The organism is Pseudovibrio sp. Ad37 (assembly GCF_001623075.1).
Taxonomy (GTDB): domain Bacteria; phylum Pseudomonadota; class Alphaproteobacteria; order Rhizobiales; family Stappiaceae; genus Pseudovibrio.
This window is the reverse complement of sequence record NZ_LMCF01000146.1, coordinates 1-15,040: the sequence shown is the minus strand read 5'-3', so window position 1 is coordinate 15,040 and position 15,040 is coordinate 1. Positions and strand designations below refer to the sequence as shown.

Annotated in this window: 11 protein-coding genes; 4 read left to right on the top strand and 7 right to left on the bottom strand. The window is 47.5% G+C overall.

The genetic code is table 11. The features are described 5' to 3' along the window. Window positions 1-217: 217 nt before the first annotated feature. A complete protein-coding gene (locus PsAD37_RS18945) occupies window positions 218-724 on the bottom strand; it encodes a hypothetical protein (protein ID WP_063297468.1) in 507 nt (168 codons plus the stop codon). An 849-nt stretch (window positions 725-1,573) separates the two neighbouring features. Further along, window positions 1,574-1,960: a hypothetical protein gene (locus PsAD37_RS18940; protein WP_153039804.1), complete on the bottom strand. Its 387-nt coding sequence runs from the start codon at window positions 1,958-1,960 to the stop codon at window positions 1,574-1,576. A gap of 1,823 nt (window positions 1,961-3,783) precedes the next feature. Here PsAD37_RS18940 and PsAD37_RS18925 point away from each other — a divergent pair. After that, a complete protein-coding gene (locus tag PsAD37_RS18925; protein ID WP_057462225.1) occupies window positions 3,784-4,050 on the top strand; it encodes a hypothetical protein in 267 nt (88 codons plus the stop codon). Window positions 4,051-4,068: 18 nt separating this feature from the next. Here the strand turns inward: PsAD37_RS18925 and PsAD37_RS18920 are convergent, their stop codons facing one another. After that, complete coding sequence (locus PsAD37_RS18920) at window positions 4,069-4,563, bottom strand: hypothetical protein (RefSeq protein ID WP_057462226.1); 495 nt, start codon at window positions 4,561-4,563, stop codon at window positions 4,069-4,071. Between the two features lie 200 nt (window positions 4,564-4,763). Next, a complete protein-coding gene (locus PsAD37_RS18915) occupies window positions 4,764-5,237 on the bottom strand; it encodes a thermonuclease family protein (protein WP_084407950.1) in 474 nt (157 codons plus the stop codon). A gap of 873 nt (window positions 5,238-6,110) precedes the next feature. Between PsAD37_RS18915 and PsAD37_RS18910 the strand changes: the two genes are divergently transcribed. Continuing rightward, complete coding sequence (locus tag PsAD37_RS18910; protein ID WP_063297463.1) at window positions 6,111-6,830, top strand: LuxR family transcriptional regulator; 720 nt, start codon at window positions 6,111-6,113, stop codon at window positions 6,828-6,830. Window positions 6,831-7,419: 589 nt separating this feature from the next. Here the strand turns inward: PsAD37_RS18910 and PsAD37_RS18905 are convergent. Next, window positions 7,420-8,463, bottom strand: coding sequence for an IS110 family transposase (locus PsAD37_RS18905; protein WP_063297462.1), 1,044 nt, complete (start codon window positions 8,461-8,463; stop codon window positions 7,420-7,422). A 600-nt stretch (window positions 8,464-9,063) separates the two neighbouring features. Here PsAD37_RS18905 and PsAD37_RS18900 point away from each other — a divergent pair. Continuing rightward, window positions 9,064-11,385, top strand: a complete 2,322-nt coding sequence (locus tag PsAD37_RS18900) for an autotransporter domain-containing protein (protein WP_193778302.1) — start codon at window positions 9,064-9,066, stop codon at window positions 11,383-11,385. 973 nt (window positions 11,386-12,358) lie between these two features. Then, window positions 12,359-13,159 carry a DNA adenine methylase gene (locus tag PsAD37_RS18890; RefSeq protein ID WP_063297459.1) on the top strand — a complete coding sequence of 267 codons (801 nt, stop codon included), beginning with the start codon at window positions 12,359-12,361 and terminating at the stop codon, window positions 13,157-13,159. A 37-nt stretch (window positions 13,160-13,196) separates the two neighbouring features. On the opposite strand, the gene PsAD37_RS18885 is transcribed toward PsAD37_RS18890, so the two are convergent. Further along, complete coding sequence (locus PsAD37_RS18885; protein ID WP_063297458.1) at window positions 13,197-13,547, bottom strand: hypothetical protein; 351 nt, start codon at window positions 13,545-13,547, stop codon at window positions 13,197-13,199. A gap of 7 nt (window positions 13,548-13,554) precedes the next feature. Continuing rightward, window positions 13,555-14,220, bottom strand: coding sequence for a ParA family protein (locus tag PsAD37_RS18880; protein ID WP_063297457.1), 666 nt, complete (start codon window positions 14,218-14,220; stop codon window positions 13,555-13,557). Window positions 14,221-15,040 lie beyond the last annotated feature (820 nt).

Here is a 15,040-nt window from a genome sequence, read left to right as displayed (position 1 = left end):
CGTCAACGAAGACGCAATGCTGATATTGGTCAAAAAACCAATAATAGACGCCTATTCTGCTTTTCAAGAAGTTAGCGTTACATCAATATTATCAGATAGTTATTTCTTAAGTTAGCGCCTATGGGGCATTAGCCCCTCTTTTCTCATAAATCCTATTGAAGATGACCTGCACCAACTGACCAGCGAGGTCAGCGAATGCAGTCCGTTTTTCACCATCTCATTGGCTTGTATCGCAATGCTCACAATAAGTGTTTGTATAAAAGTTGACGCTACCTCCCTCAACTTTTTCGAAGTGCTCAATGAGAGCGATCGCACCACAACAAGAACACTCAACACCATCAAGATGTTGATGGTTCATTAGTTCTTCTTCTACGTAATCAATATCTTCTTCATCGCCATAAAGAGATTCAGCAGCCTCTTGAACAGCTTCTCGTGAGAACTGATGAATATCACTTTCATCGCAATCAGCTAGTTCTGGCAGGCCCATTGTATCAGCGCACTCGCGCTTAAATTTCTTGTATTGATCAAGATCCTTATGGAGCCCTTCTTTCCGAGCTACTTCCTGGATCAGGTATAAATGGTCCTCAACATACTGCTCATAGACCTGAGAGATCCGAATTGCTTTAAGACCTTTTTTGACGGCTTCAGACGCTCTTCTTAAGGTCGCCTTTTCTCTAACACTTGCCCAATAGCCAGGTGCGTTTGCGTCAACTGAAATAATCATTTTGTGCTCCTTGAGTTTTGAATGCCCTCCAGTTTCCAGAAATGGAAAATCCGAGGTCGCAATCAAAAATGACGGGTGCACTCCCACTGGGTGTGCACCCAGTGGGTTTGTTTTGAGGTCGACTTTCCTAGGATGTGAATGTAGGAAGGCCCTTGATGACTTCCGCCCCCTTTTCGAACAAAAGGTGCGTCAAATTTGCTTCTCTGGCTAACGCGATACAGGATCCAAGATCCCTTGGTGTTCTTGCCAAATCTTCTTTTGAAACAAGTGTTGCGACCCACCAACCCAAGACAGTTGAAGATCCGAGCCAGGGCGTTTGTGTGGGTTTAGGCCCTCCAAGCCATGACGAATGCTGTACCAACCATTCGCGAGTGGGTTCGCTTAGGTGGCCACTTGAAAGTCTTTTGTGCCCCTCTTGAGAAGGTTCACCTTGATGAAGAAATGGATTGTGCATGGCAAACGTCCATAAGTGAGCTGGATGCCGCCCGATCTGGGAGTGCACCCAGAAGGTAAAGTAGGTTGGAATGATGGTTTGATGCTGCTTATTTGCAGAGCCCAGCTAGCTCTTCAAAGCAATGCAAATGCATCGCGAAACCTGCTTATAAATCGGCCCTCATAGAAAGCGATCTTATTGAAAGAAATCATAATCTGTAAAATTCTTACAAACAAGAAGAAATGAAATGTGCAGCAATCTTAATGCAGCGAATTGGTGAACCTGAAAGTCTCTATTGCGCAACTCTAACTTCACCCAGCCTACCACCTCCTCAACTAGGCTTTGCTACTGTCGGAGCGCCTAATTCCTCCGATTGCACAGCTTGGCATGCGCTGCTGCATCCCAAAGAAGGTGGTTCAACTCGCTTTCTCAATTGGAGCGGATTTTCTTCGCTCGCCGACCACATCAGCTTCCACGTATTCAGCAATCAACGCCTCCAATTTTCCAGCATCCTTTCCAGGTTTACCATCACGCCAGATTTCGAATACTAAAGTTGTTTTGGTGGATCCTTGTTCATCCGCACGAAACCATTCATCCGGCACATAACAGCAACGCACAGCGCCAGGTTGAAAAGGCTCACATTCAGTATCGAAATAAGCTGTCCTGATCGTAACGGTCGTAGTCACAACGACACTAACTCGGGAAACCGAGCAACTAGCTGTAATCTGCCTTGCGGCTTCCATCGCGTGTTCACGGCCCGCACCAAACCCATCGTAATCATCGTAGGGGTCGCTCTCGTCCATAACGATGCCCCTACAGCGGACCCTTGCCCTGCTGACTGTTGAAATTGCATCAACAACTGATAAGTCAAAAGTCTTCTGAAAGCTCTTGCCCGCGCCGCACGGATCAACATCTGTCCAAATTTTCAGGGTTCTCGGGTTCACGAGCGGCCCAAAGTGGTCCACTGAATCTAACATCTCTCAAAACCAATATTGCTTGTTACTATGTGGCAGAGTTGGAACCACAGGGAACCTCCAAAGCCACCGCACGGGATCACTCAAGGGCAGGGATCTTTGGAAGTTCAAACAGCCTCGATGCCTCACCAACTTACGCCTATCACTTAGCGTTGAAATCTCGCGTCTGCTCTCAACACATAATGGAAGATTTTTTGCAATTAGCTACGCAGTGACATCAAGGCCCACCAAAATAGGGGCCAGCGGCAACGCCAAGCAGAACGCTGACCCGCAGCAAAAATTGTCATGATAATGGCCCAGTGAGCACGAAGCTGTATATCTGGCAAATGAAGTCCGGGGGTTCCTCAAGGTTTACGGCATCCGCCTGCGCGTGCGGGTAAAACACACCCACTTTGATGCAACAGTCCGAGCGCTTATCGAGGTTCAACTGGATTTGAACTACTCAATGTTACCTTGTCATTCTTCATGACGCCCAAATATGCGCGCTAGCAAGTTCTGTTCGATGCATCAGAAGCAAATTCAAAAATCCTTGCAACTCCGAAAGGGACAGCTTTGCAACTTCTTGATTTGTTCAGGAAGGGTGGCTATATTTGGAAAAGGAAAGGGGAGCTTTCGCCCCCCAATCCGATCACTACGTGATTTTGAAAACGGCCCGGAACCAGACGGCCAATCTTTTCCGGGTCTTTTTCAATTCAAACTTCAGTTCAAATCTCACCTAGCATACCACCTCCTTTACCTAGGCTTTGCTACTGTCGGAGCGCCTAATTCCTCCGATTACGCGGATTGGCTCGCGCTGCTGCTTCGCAAAGAAGGTGGATTCCAATATTCTAAGTTATGTGCGAACTTCACACTACAGCAGAACCAGCTTTGTGAACCGTTACCCCCGATATTATGGGGAGAGGTGCTGCAAATGTTCGGCATGACCGGAGCAAACTGTCCAGCGGCACCTAGAATGACCCAGCTCCTGAACTACTCCCACTGTCAAAGCTTGAGCTTAAACTGCTGCTATCATAATTAGAGCCTATGCTACTCTCACTTTCGTAGACAGCGTCTCGGCTGCTCTTACCACGATCACAGGCAGCAGCAGCCACATTGAAAGCTTGTTCTGCTTGTCTTTTTGTCTCCCAAGCAAAGATCAGCAGATAGCAGGCGCGAGAGCGTGGGGTGCACACGAAGACTGGCTTCACGAACAGGATGAAGCTGCAACCACGTTCACTGACGACATCAGAGAAATAAAGGCAACAAGGTGGGGAGATGACAATTGGCCTACCAAACATCCCAATCGCGCAAGGTTCATTGAGAACCTGCCCCTGCATGAGGGGTCTTTGAATCTGGTCTGCTTCCGTAACCCTTTGTGTGTGGGGATCTCAGAGAAGCTCGCTATAGCTACGATACAAGCTGTATGGGAAACCAAAACTCCTGCTTTCGTGCAAACAATGGATGTTCTTTACAAAGCAGGAGACGATATGGGGGACTTTTGCAGACAGCTGCGCAAGGATATCAAAGCTGGCCCTATGAGAGATCACAGGCCGCGAAACGCAGAGCACTGATATGCCCAAACTGACAATGTCATTGTTGATTGCACTTCTGGTTGCATATGCAGGAAGAATGTCGACAAGCAAATTTTTTATCAAGCAGACAGAGCTTTTACGATGAATTTTATTATTAAAGCAGGGCTTGCAGTTTTCGGAATATTTTCGCTGATAAATGCAGGTCTCACTGCACTTGAGATGAACAACGAAAACCTCTTGTCTCTTGCGTCAGCTCTTGTCATAGGCAAGGACGTAGTGATTGCTGGTTTTGCTTTCGTTACAATATCTTTGATGCGCCTCATCGAAGGACAGAAAAGGGTGATACAAAGCCAAGAGTCATTGCGGAAGTTGGAAAAACTGTCGCAATCAGTCAAAGGTCAAGCCTAGGATCAACTAGGCATTTCCTTATGCTGCCTGTTTCTCAACCGGCGTAATTAAGGCTTCCACCAAAACACCGCCAAACCCGAAGATCAACAATGAGATCAGGGTCCGTTTACCGGTTCGCTTTTTCCCGAGCAGCAAGCTCATGACGCCACCACAAAACCAAACTACAATCAATCCAGCAATGGTTTTGGGCAGGAAGAGACACATTCCAGGAAGCGAACCATTAGCTCGCATTGCAAAGCGAAGAGACTTGATTAGTGCGAGCAAGAACACAGCCAAACTGAGACTTGCCGCACCATACTGAGGCCAGGTCTCCAGGAGCCTGTCAATCGCCAGAGGCGAACCTTCCGGACGCAACCACAACAGCAACAGCCCGGTATAGACCGGCGTCAACTGCACGCACATCGACCATAGAAAATCACCTACACCGTGGTAGAGGACCGCTCTTCCCTGCTTGATTGCTATAAACCAGCAGATCAAAGAGACTACCGCCAATACTCCGATCAGAAGCAACATGATTTTGTCAGCCCCATCTCACTCCTTCGCTACGGGCGGAATGGCCCATACTGGTCGCAGCGTACTCGTCTTCACTGTTTGAAACTTTAACGAACACACTCTGCTGGAGGCAAGGGTCTAAGTAGAACGAACTTGCGGCCATTCTTCATGTCCTGCCACACTTCAGAGTTTGCTCAGAGCATACAACATAGCCTTCCTCATCAACACCATGACCGGCGTCGGCCAGTCCATGGACGCGCTAGGCCTTCTCGCACCAAAACATCACCCAAAGATTGGCCATTGCGTTCAACCTTGCGCAGGAGCCGGCCATAACGGTCCCTATCTCTGTCAATGGCCACCAACACAAAAGGCCCATCATTCAGGAGAGCGATCATTCGGTTGGTTGCCTTTGCACCCAATTGAGCCTCATACTCACACTCAGGACGATAGGTCTCCGGAGTATTGATGTCCGCAATGCGGATCTTATCGTAACGGATATAGAAGGTATCGCCGTCGATCACGCAATCAGGCCCACGCCCTCTATCGCACTTTTGATACTGGAACTGCTGTTCGTTGAGAGCTGCAGGTTGAGCGGAAGATGTTTCACCTGCACGGCTTTCAACCTGGTCTTCAGGGAAAGTACAAGCGCCAAGAACGGCGACCAGGAGCATGATCATTAGACTGTGGTGTTTCATCGCTCCCCCAAACAGAAATAGATTTCCATTCACGTATAGCAGTGGCCTACAAATCCTAAGAGGACCTCTCGACAAGAGCTAAAAACCGATAGCGTTCGTTGAAGGCCCAGCAGGACCGAGCGTGCACATTTGGGCGTCACGAAGAACAATAAGGGAACATTACATCTCATTGATCCAAGTTTGGTGATTTTGAACTGGTAAGATGCGGACGAAGAAGGCATTCACTGCACTGCGAGAACTCTTATCAGTGAGAGGACACAGCCAACGGCGAGGGCCACAAGCCGACGTTCGACGACTTCTATCAAGGGTTGCGCAAGTCTTTGCAGATGAGACTACGGTCTCTTTCTGAAGAGCTCTTCTCAGCATATGATTATGTGAAGCGCCCGATAAGATAAGGGGCATTTTGAGCCCAAAGCGGCTCTGGAATGGAGTTGTCCCCGTTGTCCCCCTCAGATATATCGTTGAGGTTTTTGCATCTATCTAGGGCAAATAGAAGCACGAAATCTGATCTCGACCATGTGTAAAAAAGTATAATGTTTTCATTGGATTAAATGCGGAACCGTATCAGTAAGAAAACACTAACCAAGTGTTAACGCGCTCTTTTCAATGTATTTTCCCAATAAAAATCTATTTATAATTTGAAATCTGAAATTTTTAAATGAGATATTTTCGAATAAAACATAGTGCAATTTAACAGTACTAATATCTATGGGCATATTTCTATTGGGAGCGAAGTAATATTGAATACATTTATTTATTGTTATGAAAATAGTTAGCCTCTTTTAGATGATGGGTAATAGCTTCACCTTATAAATCAGGTGAATATTTCGTAAGGTAAGATTGTTGGAGGCATTATATGTAGGGGCGTATAAAATGAACTCATTGACTGCTGCACTAGAATTTGTTGAATCTATTAATAATGAAGAGACACCTGATCTTGTTTCTAAGCGTCTTGCTGAACTTGGTCAGTCTTTTGGCTTTACAAGTTTTTGTCTTGCCGCGATCCCCGAAGCTAACACATCCTTTGATGGGTCTATTATGTTGAGTGGCTGGCGGCCTGAATGGCAACAACGTTATCTCGATCGTAATTACATACAAAATGATCCGATTGTCGCGAAAGCGCGTACTGCTAGTCGCCCATTTCTTTGGTCCAGCGTTGCCCGTGATAGCAATCTTTCTGCAGCTGCACAGCAAGTTCTGTCAGAAGCGCGCGATTACGGAATGTATGACGGAGTGTGTGTGCCAGTGCGTGGCCTTCAGAACTATCAAGGCATGCTGATTTTTGGTGGACCAGAAGTTCGACTGAATGAACGAGAAATCAGTGTTCTTCATCTGGTTGGCATTTATGCGAGTAATAAAGTGCGTGAACTAGCTGGTTCAAACATCAGTCGTCCTCGTCATCGCATTACTCCTCGTGAACTTGAGTGTCTGAAGTGGGCAGCTGCAGGCAAGACAAGTTGGGAGATCAGTCAGATCCTAAATATTTCTCAGCATACTGCGGACTGGTATCTGGCTTCGGCTGCCAGAAAGCTGCATGCTTCGAATAGAACACACGCGGTAGCTGAGGGTTTTCGGTTCGGCCTTATTCAATAAGTCTAAACGACACTTACTTATGCTCTCGGCAGGGTTCGCACCGCGCTTCCTGCTGTTTGCACTTTTACGGCATCCCGATTGTCGCAATTCAACCGATCGGTAAGGTGCAGCTACTCACGAGGCAATTAAGGCGTTGACTGTAAGCTTTTCTCTGAGTGCTTCGTAAGCGGCCGGTGAAGGTTGTAAAATCACTCCCACTGGTTGAGTTTTGCCTCCAGATCGACGTCCCCCTTGTAGCTGAGAAGTTTGCCGAATGTATTGCAGCGATTAGTTGAGCCCACCAGACTTTACTTCCATTCACTGCACTGCGTGAACTGAGGTAAGTGAGAGGCTGTTGCCAGCATCGTGGGCCAAGATGTATGGACCGCCTGCATTTCGCAAGAGAGTTTTTACTTGGAACCTTGAAGTCGCTACTATGTATCCGACCTGTTTATCGGCACGCGGGCCGTGGCCTTGATGGTAATACGCACGTACCTACAGTCTAATTACCGGACAGGTTACTTAGAACCATTATGGCCCTCTGACTTTGGGTGCGTTCTTTCTTCCGTTCCATGCTTATGCTCTGTCGCGAACTTTAAGGAGGTTCTGGTTAGATCGCCTCCATATCAGTTGTATGGTTGTCAAACTCCGTGCAATTATACAATACGCTCCAGGCGATCCTTGCCAGCTTATTGGCCAGGGCGACGGCCAGTTTATTCTTATGCATTCGCTTGGATGCCCGTTCCAGCCAGTCTCCGAAGCTCAAGTTCTGCCAAAGTTTCGGTCGCATCATCAAAACGTGTGCCGCTTGCACCAACAGCATGCGTAAATAGCGATTTCCGGTTTTCGATATTTTGCCGAGGATGGGCTTGTCTCCTGTACTGTACTGCCGGGGGACCAGGCCCAACCAAGCGCCAAGGTCTCGTCCGCGTTCAAAAGCAGATCCGTTGCCGATGGCGGCCACCAGCGCGGTGGAGATGATGGGTCCGATGCCGGGGATACTCATCAGCAGTTGGCAGCCAACGTCATATTTGCTGATCTGTTCGATCTCGGTACTGGTCGCATCGATGCGTTCGTCTAGCCACAACCAGTCTTCATAAAGGCCGATCAGGATGTCGTGCATGCGCGAAGAAATCTCATTGGCGCGATTGTCGAGAATGGCGAACAGAGAGTTTCTCAAACTGCTACTACCTGTGCGCACCGCAATTCCTTGCTCTAACAGGAAGGCCCGGATCTGGTTGATGGTGGCGGTACGACGCGAGACCAATCGGGATCGAACTCGATGCAGGGCTTGCAGATCGAGCTGATCCTGGCTCTTTTCCTGCACGTAATTCAAATTAGGCCGCAGCACGGCCTCTGCCACAGCTTCAGCATCGTTGTAATCGTTCTTCTGGCCTTTGACGAAGGGCTTGGTGTATTTGGCGGCGATGATACGCGGATCAAACCCCAGTTTGCGCAATGTTCGGCTGACAAAATGCGCACTCATGCACGTTTCCATGCCCACATTACAGTGCGGCAACTTCTCGAACGTGGCCACGAGGGACAGACGCCTGATCTTTTTCCGAAAAGCGTAGCTACCATCGTCATTGAACCCAACGATGTGTAATGTATCTTTGCCAATGTCGATGCCGACGGAAAGAAGTTCTGTGGTCATGGGACTGCTCCGGTTTCATGAGAACAGGATCACTATAGAGCCTGCGCCTTAGGGGAGCAGGCGGTCCATACCATTACCGGACGTTGGGCTACATCAACTTCTAGAGGAAGAGCATGCTCGGTAGTCTTGATACTGAGGTCGCTCCAGAAACCATAATAACAATTTCAAAAAAATATTGCCGCTACTCTCTTTATTTAAGAAGTTTTGCCAAAACTCGATAAAACTTACAATTGTAAAAGAAGCAATAATATCATCATCTAAGAATCAGTATTTTGATATGAATTTGGCAAGTTAATCTCTTGACTTGCATTAGATAATGGAATTTTCATTTCCATGATGGAACTTCAGAACAAATTATATTGTGCGAATAAAATATTTTTAACTCATATATTTGTCTTTCTTTTATTTGTAATTACATTTTTGAACTTGTTTCTTGTCACACCTGCAACTGCTGCTGTTAGCTGTGATTTTCCAGATAACACTATAAATGGAATTGCTGTAAATTTGACTGCGGACACCTGCAACGTAACGAATTTACCTACTAATGATGAAGCACTCTTTGTTCAATTCAATCCCGCAACGGATGAAGTGATCATCGCTGTGAGTACAGACATTCCTAGTGTTGGATTGGGGGTAAACACCCTTTCAATCAACGGCACACCACAAACAGTTGTGTCAGGAACGAATGCCTTTCCGGATACTCTTGCAGATGACACTACAATCACGCTTACCGGAACTCACAATGGAAATAGCGAGAATTTTTCCTACACAGTAAACCGTTCTGGCGGAACTGTAACGCTTGCAGGCTCAAGTAGTGGCGGAGTACCCGCTGCAATTTCCGTAACTTCTGGCAATAATCAAAGTACGGAATTCTCGACAGCTTTTACAAATCCGCTTGTTGTGACTGTGACCGACAGTGGGGGGAACCCTGTGGCCAGTGAGACTGTGACTTTTACTGCGCCAACGACAGGCGCCAGCCTGAGTTCTGTGACACAAACAGCAACCACAAATGCGTCTGGTGTGGCGAGTTTGAGTGCAACAGCCAATGCGGCCAGTGGCAGTTATGTGGTGGAAGCAAGTGTGAGCGGTGTTGCAACGACCGCTGATTTCTCTCTTTCGAACACAACAGGTCCCTCTTCGATTGTTGTGACCTCAGGCAATAATCAAAGCACCGAGATTTCAAGCAATTTCACTGATCCGCTTGTTGTGACTGTGACCGACAGTGGGGGGAACCCTGTGGCCAGTGAGACTGTGACTTTTACTGCGCCAACGACAGGCGCCAGCCTGAGTTCTGTGACACAAACAGCAACCACAAATGCGTCTGGTGTAGCGAGTTTGAGTGCAACAGCCAATGCGGCCAGTGGCAGTTATGTGGTGGAAGCAAGTGTGAGCGGTGTTGCAACGACCGCTGATTTCTCTCTTTCGAACACAACAGGTCCCTCTTCGATTGTTGTGACCTCAGGCAATAATCAAAGCACCGAGATTTCAAGCAATTTCACTGATCCGCTTGTTGTAACAGTCACCGATGCAGGTGGAAATCCTGTTGCGAATGAAACAATCACCTTTTCAGCACCCTCCTCTGGTGCAAGCTTAACGGTTGTTACACAAACAGCTACGACCAATGCAGCTGGGGTCGCGAGTTTGAGCGCGGCAGCAAACAGCATTGCGGGGAGTTATGTGGTTGCAGCCAGTGTTTCTGGCATTGGAACCTCAGCAGATTTTTCATTGACGAATGCACGTGACAGCAACGCTGACATCGCACGCACGAAAGCAGTCATTGGTGCTTTCGTTGGAACTCGGGCTAATCAAATCGTTGCTGAACAACCAAGGCTGGTACAAAGGTTAAGAACCGGAAAGTTTGGCCAGCAAAAAGGCTTGAATAGCTTTTTTTATGATGTTTCTTCATCACGTCAGCAGGCTTCATTCCAGTTCAGCTACGCCTCTTTTATGAACAAGCTGACTTCTCTTAACACAAATAATTCTTCACACGCGGCCACTCGTATTGCCAACGGATTTGACCAGATGGAACCGCCCAAGCAAAATTTAAAGCTTGGCTGGGCTGCCGATGCAATTGCGACACCTCATGAAGCCTCATCAGCTATAAGCAGTCTTGTTTCTGATAGCGGAATATCAGATGACAGCTATTCCCCCTCCGGCTTCGATATCTGGGCACAGGGGTCCTATATCCGCGTCGAAAACAATGATTTTGGAAGCAACAACGGTTTGTTTTTCGTTGGTGTCGATTACCGTTATGAGGATGAACTCCTTGTCGGCTTTTTGACACAGCTGGATATTTCTGAGGAGGACAACAATACAGCCAACACTTCAGCCAGTGGTGTTGGCTGGATGTTTGGCCCTTATGCGGTTCTTCGCCTACAACCTAATCTCTACATGAATGGTCAAGCCACATATGGCCGTTCCAGCAATGACGTGGACGCACTGGGGCTGGGAACGGATAATTTTGATACAGAGCGATTACTACTCCAGGCTGGCTTAACTGGAGATTTTAGTCTGAATGAGATGACACTTAATCCGTTTGCCAACCTCACCTACTATTATGAGAAACAAGAGGCGTATATTGATCAACTGGGAAACACAATCTCCGATCAGACCTTCACCCTTGGTCGATTGGAATTTGGGCCACGTGTCTCCTATGATTATCTGGGCGAAACAGGCTACTTGTTCTCTCCTTTCCTATCTGTGTCAGGGATTTACGATTTCAATCGCTTGGTCAACGCAATTCCTACAGACGCGACACTGGCTTCGGCTGATGAGAACTTCCGAGCCAGAGTAGAAGGTGGGGCAGAGCTGGTCATGCCATCTCCAGGAATTCGAGTTTTAGGAGAAGGGTTTTACGATGGCATTGGAGTTTCAGACTATGAAGCCTACGGCGGCAAACTGAGTGCAAATATTCAATTCTGACATCAGTCTAGTCTGGCAAGCTATATGAAAATATCCATGCAACGCCTGCATTTTCAGGACGATATAAGAAATACTTTTTTCATTAACGCGCAAGCGTATCATGCAGCATTTCGAGCTCTCGACATTTGCGAAGTATTTTAGTGCATTCTCTGAACGCCATAAGCAAACCTCCAATTGGATTGGTCTCGGAGTTAGCGTGAATGGCAGCAATGGTCATTCAGTAACATGCTGGCCAAAGTCGACTTATAGTTGAAGTCACGTACTGGCTGGAAGCACGAAGATTTAGGCTGAATGTCCGCAACTGGTCACAAGCACTATGCTTGCACTAGCTAAGCCCGGTTGCATAAGTCTACCTCTGACGTGTGTAAGCAGCCTATTTCTCTTTTCATACCCTCCAAGCATATTGTTGCCCGTCAGCGTACTAGCGCAATCAGCACGACAATGCTTTATGCTAGCTTCACCCCAATGATAAGGTAGATGAAATCGATGACAGACCGCTTTGAACGCCACCGTCAAGCGTGGACACCCGAGGAAACTCGAAAGTTGCATTTGCTAGTGGCAAAGGGAATGAGTTTAAAAGCGATAGCCAAATCTCTCACACGTTCTGAGGAATCGACCAAGAATAAAGCAAAGCAGGACAAACTGAAGATTCTGAAAGCTCGCTAATCTCTTGCGCTCGGCTCTTCACAAAAGACGCTTTCATGCCAGCGTTCGCCTCGCTGTGAATGTTGGCACGAAAGTATCGAATGTCAGCTTAGGCCGCCCGAACACCATTTCAATACATTATCCTAATCTCGATACCTGCCAGACCAGAGGTGGGAAGAAAGACGTGTGTGGACACGTCATTCCACGGCCTTTATCAAGACAGTCCGTGAGAGCGTAAAGCAAGCTAGAAGGCTCATTCCCACCATAACCATGCATTGTAAATTGTATGGTTGGGAAATCTAGCCATAGTCTGAGAGTTAATTTCAACATGAACCTGTTTGGAGAAGTCGCTCCGGTCAATGCTGAGCCGGCGGCACCCTATCTTGGCGGCAAAAGCCAACTTGCTGCCCGTATTGTCGGTAAGATCAATCAGACATCACACCAGAGTTTTGTGGATGTGTTCTGTGGAATGGGCGGGGTGTTTTTCAAGAGAAGCTCTGTCGCCAAATGTGAAGTGGTCAACGACATAAATAGCGAGCTTGTCACTTTCTTTCGTGTTTTGCGCTCACACAAGACTGAGTTCTTGCGAAGCTTGGAATACATGTTTGCCTCACGTGAGGAATTTGAATCCCTCAAAGGCAGTGGATTGGATCATCTGACTGACATTCAAAGAGCTGTTCGTTTCTACTACCTCCAACGGCTTGCGTTCGGCGGTAAGTCTGTGGGGCAGTCTTTTGGGACAGCGTTAGAGCGTCCATCCCGTTTTAACGTAAATCGCGTGCTGAGCAACATAGAGAAGGTCGCAGACAGGCTGTCTGCAGTAACCATAGAGAACCTGGACTGGCGTGCTTGCATAGAGCGCTATGATGGAGAGCAGACACTGTTCTATCTGGACCCACCTTACTGGGGTGGGGAGACAGATTACGGTAAGGGGGTATTTGAGCGCTCCGATTTTGCAGAGATGGCAGAACGGCTTTCCAAGATCGCAGGCCGTTTCATTCTCTCGCTGAATGATAGAGACGAAACGCGACAGACCTTTGACGGCTTTCAGCAGGATGTTGTTAGCCTGAACTATTCCATTGCGAAAGGTGCAGGCAAACAAGTTTCTGAGCTGATCATCTCCAACTAACTCTACAGTCCAATATGAGAAACCTTGACGCTCGCAATCATCCCCGGTTGCGGGCGTCAAGTTCTTTGGCCGTGGGGATTTTTAGGCCGTCATTTCGCAAAAGGTGGTAGAAGTATTCTTTCTTTTTCAAGCCTAGCTCTTTTTGTCTGGCTTCCATCATTTCAATGATGGGCACGGGAACCTGAGAGTAAGCAACATTCTCCCTCTTAGACTTACGCAAGGCGTTCACAAATGCTTCGTGCTCGCTTGGTCTGTCTTGCACTAGCTGAGAGATGATCTCTTCCACTGAACGGCTCTCGGCGGGCTCTGTGACGATTTCTGAGGTTGTTTCTACTTGAGGCGTGTCACGACTAATCAGGTTTCGTTTTCGTGTTTTGTAATCTCCCATAGTTACCTCACGCAGCTTTTTTGAGATTGATGGTTGGAGGAACGAGGTGCTTTGAACGAAGCTCGCGCACAAGTTCTTGAGTGTAGACCTTGGCTCGCCCTTTGAGCTGCTTGCCAGTATTCAGTGCAGTTTTGAAGGATGTGGAGTGCCAGAGGACGGAGTCCAGAACATCGAGGTCTGCTTCATCTGACAGCTCATCTGAGATGGCGCTGTCATTGATCTCTTTACGTTTGAAATCCAGACGAACCACGGCGTTCTTGATTGGCTTGCCTATCTCAGCACTCAGTTTGGCGAGGAAGCGCTGGGTGTTTACCGCGCCTTGAACGTCTGCAAGCGTGGTTGTGCAGGGAATTAAGACCAGATCACTTGCGGCAGCGACGTACGCGGCGATACGCGTGTTAAAGCCTGCTGTATCTACAAGAGTGTAATCGTACTGGCCTTGAAGTTTTCGCAGTAACCCGGTGATTTCGTTGTCGTTCGTTTCGTGGACATGATCAATTTCGCCACGAGAATAAAGCTCTTGCGATGCCCAAAGAGAGGACGAGCGCAAGGTGTCTGTATCTGGAATGATGACGTTGTGTCCTTCTCCAGCAAGGATGCTCGCCAGTGAGACGGTTAAGATGGACTTACCGCAGCCACCTTTCTGCTGAATTACTGAGATCGTATGTGTCATGTTATGCCCCTCAACAAAAGTTAGTTGCCAGACAACAGTATTTAGACACCAGATAACAGACAATCCGCAATAAATAACGGGTAATAGCGTATAGCGAACCGTAAGTAAATAACAGTTCACTAATGCAAGTTACAGTAAACTAGCGGTTTTGCTCGCCGGGATGTTGCGGCACCATGTGCTGGTAGCAGGGCCGGGTCACAATTTTAGTAGATCCACAACGCGAGCATCTCAGTCTTCGTGCAATATGAATTATGATTGTGTGCTCAGGCATTCCCTCAGTCGAGACGTAAGCAGTTTTTTGGCAGTTGTCGCAGTGAGCGCGAACCGGGGCGTTGAGTTCCTTCAGGTCTGCCAAAGTGACGGGACGTTCTTCCATTGTTTGCTCTATTTGTTGAGTGTGCTTACTGAAGCTAATATCTGTACTTCATAGACTGGATCAAGTAGCCTAATCTGGTGACCTATGAGCAACGCATAATTACATAACAAATTACATAACATTTCGCGGGTTATTCGGTAGGCTGAAGGTGGGTCTATTTGCTGCAGTACGTTGTATTAAAACAGATAAATAGATTGTGGGAGTGCCTCGGCTGATTGACAGGTTAATCCCTGTCTCTCCGCCATAACTTCCCTTGAAAAGCAGAATAAACCAACGCCAACTGGCACCGCTTTTCTGCGACTATCTTCCTTACATCCATGTCAATGAGCGTTCAAAATTGATCCGGCATCATCATTTAAAATTGACCCACCTTGGTTGGCACAAATCCAGCAGGCGAACAGCTCTCATCTAGCAGGTTCGTCTGCTGGCTTTGTGCCAACCAAG

Coding starts and splice junctions, on each gene's coding strand:
- PsAD37_RS18890 (WP_063297459.1), top strand. CDS start 12,359: ATGAACCTGTTTGGAGAAGTCGCTCCGGTCAATGCTGAGCCGGCGGCA.
- PsAD37_RS18910 (WP_063297463.1), top strand. CDS start 6,111: ATGAACTCATTGACTGCTGCACTAGAATTTGTTGAATCTATTAATAAT.
- PsAD37_RS18925 (WP_057462225.1), top strand. CDS start 3,784: ATGAATTTTATTATTAAAGCAGGGCTTGCAGTTTTCGGAATATTTTCG.
- PsAD37_RS18940 (WP_153039804.1), bottom strand. CDS start 1,960: ATGGACGAGAGCGACCCCTACGATGATTACGATGGGTTTGGTGCGGGC.
- PsAD37_RS18905 (WP_063297462.1), bottom strand. CDS start 8,463: ATGACCACAGAACTTCTTTCCGTCGGCATCGACATTGGCAAAGATACA.
- PsAD37_RS18915 (WP_084407950.1), bottom strand. CDS start 5,237: ATGAAACACCACAGTCTAATGATCATGCTCCTGGTCGCCGTTCTTGGC.
- PsAD37_RS18920 (WP_057462226.1), bottom strand. CDS start 4,563: ATGTTGCTTCTGATCGGAGTATTGGCGGTAGTCTCTTTGATCTGCTGG.
- PsAD37_RS18880 (WP_063297457.1), bottom strand. CDS start 14,220: ATGACACATACGATCTCAGTAATTCAGCAGAAAGGTGGCTGCGGTAAG.
- PsAD37_RS18885 (WP_063297458.1), bottom strand. CDS start 13,547: ATGGGAGATTACAAAACACGAAAACGAAACCTGATTAGTCGTGACACG.
- PsAD37_RS18945 (WP_063297468.1), bottom strand. CDS start 724: ATGATTATTTCAGTTGACGCAAACGCACCTGGCTATTGGGCAAGTGTT.